The sequence below is a fragment of the Geodermatophilus sp. SYSU D00965 genome (assembly GCF_054050075.1).
On record NZ_JBJGYQ010000045.1, the window covers coordinates 1 to 13,693 of the forward strand.

Annotated in this window: 14 protein-coding genes; 4 read left to right on the plus strand and 10 right to left on the minus strand. The window is 74.9% G+C overall.

The features are described 5' to 3' along the window. Positions 1-334 precede the first annotated feature (334 nt). Positions 335-1,969, plus strand: coding sequence for a methyl-accepting chemotaxis protein (locus tag ACI789_RS24160; protein WP_457012096.1), 1,635 nt, complete (start codon positions 335-337; stop codon positions 1,967-1,969). Positions 1,970-2,072: 103 nt separating this feature from the next. On the opposite strand, the gene ACI789_RS24165 is transcribed toward ACI789_RS24160, so the two are convergent. Both ACI789_RS24165 and ACI789_RS24170 read right to left on the minus strand, forming a co-directional pair. Beyond that, the gene (locus ACI789_RS24165) at positions 2,073-2,342 is read right to left on the minus strand and encodes a DUF4190 domain-containing protein (RefSeq protein ID WP_456920449.1); all 270 of its coding nucleotides are present in this window, start codon (positions 2,340-2,342) and stop codon (positions 2,073-2,075) included. Positions 2,343-2,461: 119 nt separating this feature from the next. After that, positions 2,462-3,022, minus strand: a complete 561-nt coding sequence (locus ACI789_RS24170) for a bacterial proteasome activator family protein (RefSeq protein ID WP_457012097.1) — start codon at positions 3,020-3,022, stop codon at positions 2,462-2,464. Positions 3,023-3,112: 90 nt separating this feature from the next. Between ACI789_RS24170 and ACI789_RS24175 the strand changes: the two genes are divergently transcribed. Next, on the plus strand, positions 3,113-4,336 hold the full coding sequence (locus ACI789_RS24175; RefSeq protein WP_456920452.1) for a cysteine desulfurase-like protein: 1,224 nt from the start codon (positions 3,113-3,115) through the stop codon (positions 4,334-4,336). 12 nt (positions 4,337-4,348) lie between these two features. Here the strand turns inward: ACI789_RS24175 and ACI789_RS24180 are convergent, their stop codons facing one another. Beyond that, positions 4,349-5,341, minus strand: coding sequence for an NAD(P)H-quinone oxidoreductase (locus tag ACI789_RS24180; RefSeq protein WP_457012098.1), 993 nt, complete (start codon positions 5,339-5,341; stop codon positions 4,349-4,351). A 123-nt stretch (positions 5,342-5,464) separates the two neighbouring features. Further along, the gene (locus ACI789_RS24185) at positions 5,465-6,139 is read right to left on the minus strand and encodes an NAD(P)-dependent oxidoreductase (RefSeq protein ID WP_457012099.1); all 675 of its coding nucleotides are present in this window, start codon (positions 6,137-6,139) and stop codon (positions 5,465-5,467) included. Between the two features lie 152 nt (positions 6,140-6,291). Here ACI789_RS24185 and ACI789_RS24190 point away from each other — a divergent pair, with 152 nt between their 5' ends. Further along, complete coding sequence (locus ACI789_RS24190) at positions 6,292-7,293, plus strand: AraC family transcriptional regulator (RefSeq protein ID WP_457012100.1); 1,002 nt, start codon at positions 6,292-6,294, stop codon at positions 7,291-7,293. Here the strand turns inward: ACI789_RS24190 and ACI789_RS24195 are convergent. The 6 genes from ACI789_RS24195 to ACI789_RS24220 all read right to left on the minus strand — a co-directional run bounded on the left by ACI789_RS24195 (position 7,277) and on the right by ACI789_RS24220 (position 12,543). After that, positions 7,277-8,878, minus strand: coding sequence for a 4-coumarate--CoA ligase family protein (locus ACI789_RS24195; protein WP_457012101.1), 1,602 nt, complete (start codon positions 8,876-8,878; stop codon positions 7,277-7,279). The two genes, ACI789_RS24190 and ACI789_RS24195, sit on opposite strands and share 17 nt — an antisense overlap. A 90-nt stretch (positions 8,879-8,968) precedes the next feature. Continuing rightward, entirely contained in the window at positions 8,969-9,394 is a 426-nt protein-coding gene (locus tag ACI789_RS24200) for a PaaI family thioesterase (protein WP_457012102.1), read from the minus strand. A gap of 40 nt (positions 9,395-9,434) precedes the next feature. Then, positions 9,435-9,821: a VOC family protein gene (locus tag ACI789_RS24205; protein ID WP_457012103.1), complete on the minus strand. Its 387-nt coding sequence runs from the start codon at positions 9,819-9,821 to the stop codon at positions 9,435-9,437. 68 nt (positions 9,822-9,889) lie between these two features. Beyond that, positions 9,890-10,750, minus strand: a complete 861-nt coding sequence (gene folP, locus ACI789_RS24210) for a dihydropteroate synthase (RefSeq protein WP_457012104.1) — start codon at positions 10,748-10,750, stop codon at positions 9,890-9,892. Positions 10,751-10,878: 128 nt separating this feature from the next. Beyond that, positions 10,879-12,135 (minus strand): serine hydrolase domain-containing protein, encoded by a 1,257-nt coding sequence (locus ACI789_RS24215; protein ID WP_457012105.1) that lies wholly within the window; start codon positions 12,133-12,135, stop codon positions 10,879-10,881. Positions 12,136-12,258: 123 nt separating this feature from the next. Then, a complete protein-coding gene (locus ACI789_RS24220; protein WP_089336247.1) occupies positions 12,259-12,543 on the minus strand; it encodes an HU family DNA-binding protein in 285 nt (94 codons plus the stop codon). Positions 12,544-12,735: 192 nt separating this feature from the next. Here ACI789_RS24220 and ACI789_RS24225 point away from each other — a divergent pair, with 192 nt between their 5' ends. Further along, entirely contained in the window at positions 12,736-13,659 is a 924-nt protein-coding gene (locus ACI789_RS24225; protein WP_457012106.1) for an aldo/keto reductase, read from the plus strand. Positions 13,660-13,693: the final 34 nt, after the last annotated feature.

Genomic DNA, 13,693 nt, shown 5'->3' on the forward strand with positions numbered 1-13,693 from the left:
GCGCCGCCCCCCCGCGGGGGCGTGGTGGCGGGGCGCGGTGGCCGGGGGGGGGGGGGCGGGGGGGGGCGCTGGGGGCGTGGGCCGGGCCGGGGGGGGGGGGGCGCCCCCCCCGACGGCGGACCCGCGGAACGGTCGGTCACCGGACGACGGCGCGGCCCCGGGCTGCGCCGTCGCCGCGTCCGGGGAGGGGCAGGCGAGGCCGGTGTGACCGCCGGCACGGGCTGACGGTGACCGCGGACACGTCTCGGCTCAACACGGACACCTGTCCGCCGACAGTCCACGCGGGACCGCCGCACCCGGCGGTCCGTCCCCCTCCGAACCGAGGAGCCCCGGCATGGACGCCGCCCGCGCGCAGGTACCTCCCCCATCCGACGACCGGAGGCCCGGCCTGCTGAGCCGCGTGGGCCTGCGCGGCCGGCTGTTCGCCGCGCTGCTCCTCGTCGCCGCCACCACCCTCGCCGTCGGGGCGATCGGCGTGCAGCGGATGGGCGTGCTCAGCGACAGCGCGGAGCGCGTGTACCGGGAGGGCACCGTGCCGCTCGAGGCGCTCGAGGAGCTGCAGGTCGCCTGGTGGACCCACGAGGCGTTCTCCGCCCGGTCGCTCATCGTCAGCGCCGGGCCGGAGGTCAACGCCCAGGACGCGGCGTCCGCCGCGAAGGCGCAGGAGGCCCTGGAGGCCCAGGGCGACGTCGTCGCCCAGCAGCCGCTGGCCCCCGGCGTGGCCGAGGAGTTCGCGGCCTACCAGGAGGCCGCGGGGGAGTACTTCCGGCTGCAGGTCGAGCTGCAGGGCCAGCTGGCCGCGCACGACATGCAGGCGGCGGCGGCCACGATCGGCCGGCTGAAGGGCTTCGAGGCCACGGCGGTCGAGGCCTTCGGCGCGGCGACGGAGGCCCAGGAGGCCGTCGCGTCCAGCACGGCCGCGGCCGCGCAGGACGCTTACACCTCGGCCCGCACGCTGACCGTCGTCGTGGTGCTGCTCGGCCTGGCCGCATCGATCGTCCTGGCGCTGATGCTGGTCCGCTCGGTCACCCGGCCGGTGCAGCGGGTGCGCGAGGTGCTCGACGAGGTGGCCGGCGGCGACCTCAGCGTCCGGGTCGGCGAGACCGGCGGCGCGGAGATCGGTGAGGTCGCCCGTTCGCTGGACCACACGCTCGACGCCATCGGCGACGTCCTCACCCTCGTCGGCGCCTCGGCGAGCCGCCTGGAGGACGCGTCGCAGAAGCTGAACACCGCGGCCGACGCCATCGCCGACAACGCCCGGACGGCGGCCGGTCAGGCCGGTGTGGTCGTGACCTCGGCCGGTGAGGTCGCCGCCAGCGTCGACACGGTGGCCACCGGGTCCTCGCAGATGGAGACCGCGATCCGCGAGATCGCCCAGAACGCGACGGCAGCGGCGCGGGTCGCCGGCCAGGCCGTCACCGTCGCCGAGGACACCACCCGCACCGTCGGCAAGCTGGGCGACTCCTCGCAGGAGATCGCCACCGTGGTGAAGCTGATCAACGGCATCGCCGAGCAGACCAACCTGCTCGCGCTCAACGCGACCATCGAGGCGGCGCGGGCGGGCGAGGCCGGCAAGGGCTTCGCCGTGGTGGCCAGCGAGGTCAAGGAGCTGGCCCAGGAGACGGCGCGGGCCACGGAGGACATCTCCCGACGGGTCGAGGCCATCCAGGCCGACACCGCCGGTGCGGTCGAGGCGATCGGTCAGATCAGCTCGGTGATCGGCGAGATCAACGACTTCCAGGCCACCATCGCCGCGGCCGTCGAGGAGCAGACCGCCACCACCAACGAGATGAACCGCAACGTGGCCGAGGCGGCCGGCGGCTCACGGGACATCGCCTCCGCGATCACCGGGCTCGCCGCCGGGACGGAGGAGACCAACGCGCGGGTCGCCGACGCCCAGCGTGCCGCGGCCGAGCTGGCCCGGATGAGCGGGGAGCTGCAGGGCGCGATCCGGCGCTTCACCGTCTGAGGCACACCCCGTCCTCACCGCTCGCAGGCTCGCGGTGAGCCTCGGGACGTGCAGAAGGCGCCGTCCTCCCCTGCGGGAGGACGGCGCCGTCGTGCGTCCGGGCTCAGGTGAGGAGGTTGTAGGCGATCACCATGTTCACGATCGCCATGACGATCGCCGCGATGCCGAGCCACAGCCCCGCGGTGGCCTGCCCGGTCGCCGTGCCGTTGCGCCGGGCGACGGCTCCGAGCGCGACGGCCACCACGCCGAGGGCGAGGCCGACGATGGCGAACAGCCAGGCGAAGACCGCGCCCACGATCCCGGTCACCAGGGCGGCGACCGCCAGGCCGTTCTGCGTCCCGCTGCGTGTCGTCGTGTGCGGTTGGGTGCTCACCGTTCCTCCGCTCGTACGGGCCGGGGGACCCGGCCGGGGACACGGAGGGTGACCGGCGCGGACGGCGGTCAAGCACCCGGTCGACCGCCGTCACCCGGACGGGTGACGGCGGTCACCCCTCACAGGTACTGGCCACCGCCCGGGCGGAAGTCGGGCTGCTGTGGTGCCGCCGAGGGGCCTCCGGGCAGCGCGCGGCGGCGCATCTCCTCCAGCTGCGCCCGCGCGGCCATCTGCTGGGCGAACAGCGCCGTCTGGATGCCGTGGAAGACGCCCTCCAGCCAGCCGACCAGCTGCGCCTGCGCGATCCGCAGCTCGGCGTCCGACGGCGTCTGGTCCTCGCTGAACGGCAGGGTGATCCGCTCCAGCTCGTCGCGCAGCTCCGGGGCCAGGCCCTGCTCCAGCTCGCGGATCGAGGAGGCGTGGATGTCGCGCAGCCGCTGACGGCTGGCCTCGTCGAGGGGCGCGGCACGGACCTCCTCGAGCAGCTGCTTGATCATCGTGCCGATCCGCATCACCTTCGCCGGCTGCTCGACCATGTCGGTGACGCCCGCCGCGCCGTCCGGGGCGCCGGTGTCCCCGTCAGGCCCCTGCGGCACGGGCATCGTGCCGACCGGCCGGCCGTCGGGGCCGACGACGACGACCTGCTGAGGACGTTCACTGCCGTTTCCCGGTGCGGTCATGCCTCCATCCTCCCCCGAGGAGGACGGCGCCCGCCGGACCCCCGTGCACACGTGCTCGGCTCGCGGGCCCAGCGTCTAGGGTCGAAACCCATGGGACCGGGGGAGGGACGCCTGGACGTCGCGCGCGTCCGTGGCCTGTTCCCGGGGCTCTCCGACGGACTGGTGCACGCCGAGGGCTCGGCCGGCTCGCTGCTGCCCGAGAGCGTCGTGCTGGCCGTCGCGCAGGCGATGCGCACCCCGGTGTCCGCGCGGGGCGGGGTCTTCCCCGCCTCGGCCCGCGCCGAGGGCCTGGTGGCCAGCGCCCGCGCCGCCGTGGCCGACCTCGTCGGCGGGGTCCCCGCCGGCGTGGTGCTCGGCGCCAACGCGACCGCGCTGACCTACACGGTGGCCCGCGCGCTGGCCCGCACCTGGCGCCGGGGGGACGAGATCGTGGTCAGCCGGCTCGACCACGACGCCAACATCCGGCCCTGGCTGCACCTGGCCGAGGCCGCCGGCGTGCAGGTCCGGTGGGCCGAGGTGGACATCGAGACCGGCGAGCTGCCCGACTGGCAGTACGACGAGCTGCTCACGCCGCGCACCCGCCTGGTCACCCTCACCGCGGCGAGCAACGCCATCGGCACCCGGCCGGACGTCGCGGCCATCGCCCGGCGGGCGCACGCGGTCGGCGCGCTGGTCTACGTCGACGGGGTGCACGCGGCCGCGCACCACCTGCTCGACGTCGGCGAGCTCGGGGCGGACTTCCTCGCGGTGGCGGCGGACAAGTGGTGCGGCCCGCGGGTGGGCGCGGTGGTCGCCGACCCGGCGCTGCTGGGGGAGCTGCAACCGGACAAGCTGGTCCCCGTCCCCGACCGGGTGCCCGACCGCTTCGAGAGCGGCGGTCACCCCTTCGAGCTGCTCGCCGGGGTGACGGCGGCCGTCGAGCACCTCGCGGGGCTCAGCGAGGGCGCCCTCGGCAGCCGCCGGCACCGGCTGCGCATGTCCATGGCGGCCGTCGCCGCCTACGAGGGCGCGCTGTACGAGTGGCTCGAGCAGGCGCTGCGCGCGATGCGCCACGTGCAGGTCCTCGGTGCGGCGGCGCGCAACACGCCGACCCTGGCCTTCACCGTGGCCGGCATGCGGCCGCGGCAGGTCGCCCACGAGCTGGCCCGCCGCGGCATCTGCGCCTGGGACGGCGACTTCTACGCCCGCGAGCTCTTCGACGCCCTCGGCGCCAACGAGGAGGGCGGGGCGGTGCAGCTGGGCCTCATGCACTACAACACCGCCGAGGAGGTCGGCTACCTCATCGACTCGGTCGCCGCGCTGCGTCCGCGCTGACCGTCCCCGGGCTCAGTCCCCGGTGAGCAGCAGCACCTTGCCGACGTGCTCGCTCGCGTCGACCACGCGGTGCGCCTCCGCCGCGCGCGACATCGGCAGCCGGCGGTCGACGATCGGGCGGACCACCCCGCGCTCGACGTCGGGCCACACGTCGTGCCGGACGGCGGCGACGATCTCGGCCTTCCCGCCGGGACCGGTCGCCGGGCGGGCCCGCAGCGTGGTGGCGTGGATCGCGGCGCGCTTGCGCATCAGCTTGCCGAGGTCGAGCTCGGCCTTCGTCCCGCCCTGCATGCCGATGCAGACCAGCCGCCCGCCGGTGGCCAGCGCGTCGACGTTGCGGGCCAGGTACTTGGCCCCCATGTTGTCCAGGACGATGTCGACGCCCGCCCCGTCGGTCTCCTCGCGCACGCACTCGACGAAGTCCTCGTCGCGGTAGTTGATCAGCACGTCGGCGCCGAGCTCCCGGCAGACGTCGAGCTTGGCCGCGGTGCCGGCGGTGGTGAACACCCGGGCGCCGGCGCGGGCGGCCAGCTGGATGGCCATGGTCCCGATGCCGCTGGACCCGCCGTGCACCAGGAAGTCGTCGCCCCGCGTGAGCCCGGCCAGCATGAACACGTTGGACCACACCGTGCAGACCACCTCGGGCAGTGCCGCGGCGGTGGCCAGCTCCACGCCGGCCGGGCGGGGCAGCAGCTGCCCGGCCGGGACGGCGACCCGCTCGGCGTAGCCGCCACCGGACAGCAGCGCGCACACCTCGTCGCCGACCGTCCAGCCGGTGACGCCCTCACCGACCTCGCTGATCACCCCGCTGCACTCCAGGCCGAGGATCTCGCTGGCCCCCGGCGGCGGCGGGTAGTTGCCGGCGCGCTGCAGTAGGTCGGCGCGGTTCACCGCGGTGGCGACGACGTCGACGAGCACCTCGCCGGGCCCCGGCTCGGGATCGGGGACCTCGCCCCACTCCAGCACCTCGGGCCCACCCGATCCGCGAACAGTCACCGCGCGCATGCCCGCACCCTAGAAGGACCCCGTCCTCCCCACCCCTCGCGCGCTCGGGGCGGGACCCGGGACGGGGCCAACGGCCGAGGCGGGACCCCGTCCTCCCCACCCCTCGCGCGCCTGGAGCGCTCCTCACCCGACCGGCGAGGAGCGCCGCGCGGACCCGGAGACGGCGAGACTGCGCCCCCGCGGGAGGGCGCCGTCCACGGCGTCGGCGAGGACGCCCCCGACCGCCGCGCGCGAGACGTGCCACTCCTCGACGTCCCCGTCGGCCGAGACGGTGGCCGGCTCGTCGCCGTCGGTCAGGTACACCGGCTGGACCAGCGTCCAGTCCAGCCCGCTGTCGCGGACCAGCCGCTCCTGGCGCTCGTGGTCGGCGATCTGCGGGCGCAGCAGCAGGGCGAGCACCACCCGGCTGGAGAGCGGCAGCCGCGTCCGCGTCTCCCCGACGCCGTAGGAGGACTGCACGACCAGGCGGCGCACCCCGGCCGAGCGCATCGCCGCGACGACGGTCCGCGTCCCGCGCGAGCGGACGTCCAGCGGTGTGCCGCGACTGCCGAGCAGCCGCACCCGCAGCGCGGACTCGCTGATGCCCAGCGCGACCACGACGGCGTCCTGCCCCCGGACCGCGCGCTCGACGTCGGCGGCGACCGTGACGTCGCCGTCGACGGCCCGGACCCCCGCCCGCTCCCCGTACACCGCGCTCGCCCGACGGGCGAACGCGGTCACCTCGTGTCCTCGGGCGGTGAGCGCGTCGACCGCCGCCCTGCCCGATCCGCCCGTGGCCCCGACGACCAGCACCCGCATGGCCTGCTCCTCTCGGAAGACCGGTCCTCGGTGACCGGCGTCCTCCATGGTCGGGACGCACCCGGGGCCGGCCCATACCCGGCCGTCCACGGTCCACGACAGTTCGTCCAGCGACCCTGGACGACGGCTCCCGGGGCGGCGAGGGTGGCGCCGTGACCGACGACGGCGGAGCCGCTCCTCCGTGGACCCCGGTCGACCCGCTCGGCCGGGTCCTGTTCGACCTGCGGATCCGCGGCACCTTCTACTGCCGGGTCGAGCTCACCGAGCCGTGGGGCCTGGAGATGCCGGCCTTCGACGGGTGCATGAGCTTCCACGTCGTCACCGAGGGCAGCTGCCTGCTCGAGGTCGACGGCAGGCAGGTGCTGCTGCGCAGCGGTGACCTGGCCCTGGTGCCGCACGGCCGCGGGCACGTGCTGCGCAGCAGCGCGTCGGCGCGGGTGGCCGGACGGGCGGACCTGCTGCCCCAGGAGATGCTCGGCGAGCACTACTCGGTGATGCGGCTCGGTGGCGGCGGAGCGCGCGCCGGGCTGGTGTGCGGCGTGGTGGAGGCCGACCGGCCCGGCGCGGCGCACCTGGTCGAGCTGCTGCCGCCGGTCCTGCACCTCGGGACGGAGGAGACCGGGCGGCCCGGCTGGCTGCCGGTCCTGCTCGGCCTGCTGGCCGACGAGGTCCGTCACGAGCGGCCGGGTGCCGAGGCCGTCGTCACACGGCTGGCCGACGTCGTGGTCATCCAGGCGATCCGGGCGTGGATCGACGCCGGCGGCACCGGCCCGGGCTGGTTGCGCGCCCTGCGCGACCCGCAGGTGGGGCGCGCGGTGGCCTGCGTGCACCGCTCGCCGGGGGACCCGTGGACGCTCGACCGGCTGGCCCGCGAGGCACGGATGTCCCGGTCGGCGTTCGCGGCGCGGTTCACCGAGCTGGCCGGGGAGCCGGCGATGCACTACGTGACCCGGTGGCGGATGCACCTCGCGACCGTCGCGCTCGAGGGCGGTGCGGGCGCCGGCGAGCTCGCCCGCCGGTTCGGCTACGAGTCCGAGGCCGCGTTCTCCCGCGCCTACAAGCGGGTGGTCGGCGTGCCACCGGCGGTCACGGCCCGACGGCGGGGGACGCCGGTCACCGACGTCCCCCGCCATGAGCTCACTTCGCGGCCTTGAGCTCCTTGCGCAGGATCTTGCCCGCGGCGGACTTCGGCACCGCCTCGATGAACTCCACGAAGCGGATCTTCTTGTGCGGCGCCACCCGGCCGGCCATGAACTCCATGACCGCGTCCGGCGTGAGCGACGAGCCCGGCGCCCGGACGACGAACGCCTTCGGCAGCTCCTCGCCGCTCTCCTTGTCCGGGACGCCGATGACCGCGGCGTCGGTGATCTCCGGGTGGGTGAGCAGCACCGCCTCCAGCTCGGCGGGGGCGACCTGGTAACCCTTGTACTTGATCAGCTCCTTCACCCGGTCGACCACGGTGTAGTGGCCGGACGCGTCGACGATCGCGACGTCCCCGGTGTGCAGCCAGCCCTCGGGGTCGATGGTGTCGGCGGTCGCCTGCGGGTTGTTGAGGTAGCCCTTCATCACCTGCGGGCCGCGGACCCACAGCTCGCCGCGCTCCCCGGTGGGCGCGTCCTCGCCGGTGGCCGGGTCGACCAGCCGGCACTCGGTGTTGGGCAGCGCGTAGCCCACCGACCCCTTCGGCACCGGGCTGGCGCCGCCCGGCGGCTCCATCCCCGCGTCGGGGGTGCTGTGCGACACCGGCGACAGCTCGGTCATGCCGTAGCCCTGGGCGACGGTGACGCCGGTGTCGGCGCCCCTGCGCAGCCGGGACTGGGCGGCCAGCGCCAGCTGCTCGTCGAGCGGCGCGGCGCCGGAGGTGATGGTGCGCAGCGAGGAGAGGTCGTACTGGTCGACCAGCGGGTGCTTGGCCAGCGCCAGGACGATCGGGGGCGCCACGAACGCCCGGGTGATCTTCTGGTCCTGCAGCGTGCGCAGGAAGTCCTCGAGGTCGAAGCGGGGCAGCGTGACCACGGTGCCGCCGATGGCCAGGCCCTGGTTCATCAGGACGGTCAGGCCGTAGATGTGGAAGAACGGCAGGACGGCGATGATCCGCTCGTCGCCCTCGTGGACGTCCATGATCGGCCGCATCTGGGCCACGTTGGCCACCAGGTTGCGGTGGGTCAGCATGACGCCCTTCGGCAGCCCGGTGGTGCCGCTGGAGTAGGGGAGCGTGACCAGGTCGGCGGCGGGGTCGATGTCGACCTGCACGGAGGGCGCGTCGCTGCTGAGCAGGTCGAGCAGTGAGGCGTGCCCCTCCGCGCCGTCCATGACCACGATCTCGTCGACCGGGGCCTTCGCCACCGCGGCCTGCACCCGCTCGAGGAACGGCGAGACGGTGACGACGACCTTGGCGCCCGAGTCGCGCAGCTGGAAGGCGATCTCCTCCGGCGTGTAGAGGGAGTTGATCGGGCTCATCACGCAGCCGGCCGCGGCGATGCCGTGGAAGACGACCGGGTACCAGGGCGTGTTCGGGCAGAAGACGGCGACGACGTCACCCTTGCGCAGGCCGCGGGCGTGCAGCGCCGCGGCGACGCGGTCCACGTAGGCGGCGAGCTGGCCGTGGGTGATGGTGTCGCCCTTGAGCCCGTCGACCAGCGCCGGGGCGTCGGGCCGGGCGCGGCCGGCCGACAGGACGTGGGCGGGAACCGAGAGGTCGGGGATCTCGACGTCGGGATAGAGGCTGGCCAGCGCCACGGAGAGGCTCCTTCACGGTCAGGTGTGGCGCCAGTCTCACATCCGGGGTGGCCTCCGCCACAGGGGGTCACCCGCCGGTGGCGGGCCGGGTCACCTCGGCCAGAGCACCGACTGGGTGCAGCGGAACAGCGCGATCGTCCTCCCCGACCCCGCGTCGGTCACCACGGCGTCCCACACCTGCGTCGTCCGCCCGGCGTGGGCGTTGGTGGCCACCGTGGTGATCCGGCCCTCGCGCACGGTGCCGAGGAAGTTGCTCTTCAGCTCGATCGTGGTGAAGCCGGCCGAGCCCTCGGGCAGCAGCGCGCGCGTGGCCAGCCCGCAGGAGGTGTCGGCCAGGCCGACGACGGTGGCCGCGTGCAGGTAGCCGTTGGGCGCCAGCAGGTCCGGCCGCACGTCGAGGGCAGCCTCCAGCCGGCCCGGCTCGTGGGCGGTGATGGTCAGCCCCAGCAGGCCGGGGAGGGTGCCCGGGAGCAGGGCGTTGAGCTCGTCGGCGGTGTGGAACCCGGTGGCGGCCATGCGCGCGAACCTATCGAGCCCGCCGGGCCGCCACCCCCGGTCAGGCGTCCCCGGCGGTCTCCCACAGGCCGATGACGTTGCCCTCGGGATCCCGGACGTAGGCGGCGAAGCCCATCGCGCCGACGGGCGTCCTGGGGCTCACGGTGGTCCCGCCGAGTTCCTCGATCCGCTCCAGCGCGACGTCGATGCTCTCCACGTCGACGACGACGACCGGCCCGGGGGCGGCGCTGTCGGTGCGGGCGAGCATCCCGCCGTTGACGAACCCCGGCTCGGCCGGCCCCTGGGCGCCGCTGGGGCCGGTGGTCACCAGCGTGTAGGACATCTCCGGCATCTCCTGGACCTGCCAGCCGAAGGCCTCCTTGTAGAAGCTGCGCGCACGGTCCCCGTCGTCGAAGGGGATCTCGAAGTGCACGACCCTGCCGCTCATCTCCCGCCACCTCCTGTGCCCGACGTGGCGCGCAGGCTAGGCCGGTCCGGCCGCGGGGACCAGGGGTTTCAGGCCAGTCCGCGGGTGGTCCGCGCGGGCGGGCGGTCGCCCCGGATCGAGGCGACCATGTCCAGCGTCTGCCGGGTCGCGGCGACGTCGTGCGCGCGGAACACGGTCGCGCCCAGCCACGCGCTGACCGCGGTCGCGGCGAGCGTCCCGGTCAGCCGCTCCTCCAGCGGGACGTCGAGGGTCTCGCCGACGAAGTCCTTGTTGGACAGCGCCACCAGCACCGGCCACCCGGTGGCCACCAGCTCGTCCAGCCGCCGGGTGGCCTCCAGCGAGTGCCGGGTGTTCTTGCCGAAGTCGTGGCCGGGGTCGACCAGCACCCGGTCGCGGGCCACCCCGGCCGCGACCGCCGCCTCGGCCAGCGCCGTCGTCCGGGCGACCACGTCACCGACGACGTCGTCGTAGGCGACCCGGTGCGGCCGGGTGCGCGGCGGCAGCCCGCCGGCGTGCGTGCAGACGATGCCCGCGCCGGCCTCCGCGGCCACGCCGGCCAGCTCCGGGTCGACCCCGCCCCACGCGTCGTTGACGACGTCGGCGCCGGCCGCCAGCGCCTCCCGCGCCACCTCGGCGCGCCAGGTGTCGATCGAGATCGGCAGGGCCGGGTGGGCGGCGCGGATGGCGGCGACGAGGTCGACGGTGCGGCGGATCTCCTCCGCGGCGTCGACCTCGTCGCCCGGGGCGGCCTTCACGCCGCCGACGTCCACCATGTCCGCGCCCTCGACCACGACCTGGTCCACCCGCTCGACCGCGGCGGCCAGCTGGTACGTGGCGCCGCGGTCGTAGAAGGAGTCCGGGGTGCGGTTGACGATCGCCATGACGACGAACCGGCCGGCCGGCACGTCGAGGGCTCCGAGGCGCAGCACGCCGTCACCCAACCAGACGACGGATCGGCGTCCGGCCTCCCGTCGAGATCACGTGATCTCGCACCGTTCGCGGGCTCCGCGCGTGTGAGATCACGTGATCTCGACGGAGAGGGAGCCGGACGGGGCGCTCAGTCGACGAGGGCCTGGTTGACCAGCGCGCGCAGGTGGTTGCGGATCGGCAGCGTGCTCGAGGGCAGCAGCTGCGTGTAGAAGCCGACCGTGACATCCTCCACCGGGTCCACGTAGAACGCGGTGGACGCCGCCCCGCCCCAGCTGTAGTCGCCGGCGCTGGCCACGACGCCGTAGCGGACCGGGTCGATGACCATCGAGAAGCCGAGGCCGAAGCCCACCCCGCGCAGCGGCGTCTCGGCGAACAGCGGCCGGCCGAAGGTCTCCAGGTCGGTGTTGCCCGGCAGGTGGTTGCGGGTCATGTGCGCGATCGTGCGGGGGCCCAGCAGCCGCCCGCCGTCGTGGGCGCCGCCGCGGCGCAGCAGCTCGGTGAAGCGCAGGTAGTCCGCGGCGGTGGAGACCAGCCCGCCGCCGCCGGAGAGGAACGCCGGCTTGCGCAGCGCGGCCGCGCCCATCGTGTCCAGCGGGGCGTAGCCGGTGGGCGCGCCGCCGGGCTGCCCCGGGACGGCGGTGTAGAGCCGGGCCAGCGACTCGGGGTCGTCGCCCTCCCGCAGCCCGAAGGAGGTGTCGCGCATGCCGAGCGGGGTGAAGATGCGCTGCTCGAAGAACTCGTCGAGCGGCTGGCCGGAGAGCACCTCGACCAGCCGGCCGAGGACGTCGGTGGAGACGCCGTAGTTCCACTCCGAGCCGGGCTGGAACGCCAGCGGGATCGCCGCCCACTGCCGGCAGACCTCCGCGGAGTCCGCTCCCGCGGGGGTGCCCCACTCGTGCCCGGCGGCCCGGTACATCGCGTCGACCGGGTGGGCGTGGTGGAAGCCGTAGGTCAGCCCGGAGGTGTGGGTGAGCAGGTGCCACACCCGGATCGGCTCGGTCTGCGGCGCGGTCACCGGCTTCTGCGCCGACCCGGCCACGTACACGCGGGTCTCGGCGAACTCGGGCAGCCACCGGGCGATCGGGTCGGAGAGCTCGAAGGCCCCCTCCTCGTAGAGCATCATCGCCGCGACCGAGGTGATCGGCTTGGTCATCGAGTAGATGCGCCAGCGGGTGTCGGTCTCGACCGGCAGCCCCGCCTCGACGTCCCGGTGGCCGTAACGGCCGACGTGGACCAGCCGGCCGTGCCGCGCCACCGTCACGAGGAAGCCGGGGAGCTGGCCGTCGTCCACCCAGCGGGCCAGCCGCCGGTCGATGCGGGCCATCCGGCCGGGGTCGAACCCGACCTCGGCGGGGTCGGTGTCCACCTGGAGCGCCGTCGTCACGTGTCCTCCGTTCCCAGCCCCGCCCCCCGTCGGGCGGCGGCTGCCCCCGCATCCTGGCCCACCGCGTCGTGAGCCAGGCCACACGGGGCAGCCGCCGGCCCGATCGGACCGGCGCGTCGCCGATCAGACCGGCACGTTGCTGGCGGCCTTCTTCAGGTTCGAGCCGGCGGTCACCTTGACCGTGTTGGCGGCGGGGATGTCGATGGACTCGCCGGTCTGCGGGTTGCGGCCGGTCCGCGCGGAGCGCTGGGTGCGCTCGACGGTCAGCAGGCCGGAGACGGCGACCTTCTCTCCTCGGGTGATGGCGTCGACGAGCTCGTCCTGGAGCCCGGCGAGCACCGAGTCGACGGTCGAGGCGGGCACGTCGGCGCGCTTGGCGATGGCGGAGACGAGTTCGGCCTTGTTCACGAGGGTCCTTCCGTGTCGGTGACTACAGCTGCCGCCTCGGCGGATCTGCCGAGGTCGGACCGGGGGCACGCTGCCATGCCCTACCGACGAACCGCCACCGAGGGGGGTCGAACGGGTCCCTCACGTCCCACCGGTCCCTCTGGGCCGGTCCTCCGGACGGCGGCGCTGCGATGGCCGACCTAGCGTGGGCAGATGCCACGGATCCCGGGGACCGACCTGACCGTCAGCGACCTCTGCCTCGGCGGCAACGTGTTCGGCTGGACGGCGGACGAGCCGACGTCCTTCGCGCTGCTGGACCGGTTCGCCGACGCCACCCCCAGCACCCAGGCGCCGTTCGTCGACACCGCGGAGTCCTACGGCAAGGGGCGCTCCGAGGAGATCCTGGGCGGCTGGATGGCCGAGCGCGGCATGCGCGACCGCGTGGTCGTGGCCACCAAGGCCTCGCCGCTGGAGAAGGAGCACCCGCTGTCGGCGAAGGAGGTCCGGACGGCGGCCGAGGGGTCGCTGCGGCGGCTCCAGACCGACCGCATCGACCTCTACTACGCCCACTACGACGACGAGTCGACGCCGCTGGAGGAGACGCTGCAGGCGTTCGACGAGCTGGTGCAGGCGGGCAAGGTCCGGTACGCGGCGGCGTCGAACTACTCGGCGAAGCGGCTGACCGAGGCGCTGGAGACCTCCGAGCGGCTGGGCGTGACCCGCTACGCCGCCCTGCAGCCGCACTACAACCTGATGGAGCGGCCCGCCTACGAGAACGAGCTGCGCGACGTCGTCGCCGCGCACGGGATGGGCGTGCTGCCGTACTTCGCGCTGGCCAAGGGCTTCCTCACCGGCAAGTACCGGCCGGGGGAGCAGGTGGACTCGCCGCGGGCGAGGGGCGCGGCGGCCTACGTGGGGGAGCGGGGCGACCGGGTGCTGGCGGCCCTGCAGCAGGTGGCCGACGCCCACGGGGTGACCGGCGCCGCGGTGGCGCTGCGCTGGCTGGCCGACCAGCCCACCGTCGTCTCGCCGATCGCCAGCGGCCGCTCGGTGGACCAGCTGGCCGACCTGCTGCCGATGCAGGACCTGCGGCTCACCGACGAGGAGCACCGGCTGCTCACCGACGCGTCGGCGTGACGGAGTGGATCCGTGCGGGTCACCCGCACGGATC

Coding starts and splice junctions, on each gene's coding strand:
- ACI789_RS24160 (WP_457012096.1), top strand. CDS start 335: ATGGACGCCGCCCGCGCGCAGGTACCTCCCCCATCCGACGACCGGAGG.
- ACI789_RS24170 (WP_457012097.1), bottom strand. CDS start 3,022: ATGACCGCACCGGGAAACGGCAGTGAACGTCCTCAGCAGGTCGTCGTC.
- ACI789_RS24175 (WP_456920452.1), top strand. CDS start 3,113: ATGGGACCGGGGGAGGGACGCCTGGACGTCGCGCGCGTCCGTGGCCTG.
- ACI789_RS24180 (WP_457012098.1), bottom strand. CDS start 5,341: ATGCGCGCGGTGACTGTTCGCGGATCGGGTGGGCCCGAGGTGCTGGAG.
- ACI789_RS24185 (WP_457012099.1), bottom strand. CDS start 6,139: ATGCGGGTGCTGGTCGTCGGGGCCACGGGCGGATCGGGCAGGGCGGCG.
- ACI789_RS24200 (WP_457012102.1), bottom strand. CDS start 9,394: ATGGCCGCCACCGGGTTCCACACCGCCGACGAGCTCAACGCCCTGCTC.
- ACI789_RS24205 (WP_457012103.1), bottom strand. CDS start 9,821: ATGAGCGGCAGGGTCGTGCACTTCGAGATCCCCTTCGACGACGGGGAC.
- ACI789_RS24225 (WP_457012106.1), top strand. CDS start 12,736: ATGCCACGGATCCCGGGGACCGACCTGACCGTCAGCGACCTCTGCCTC.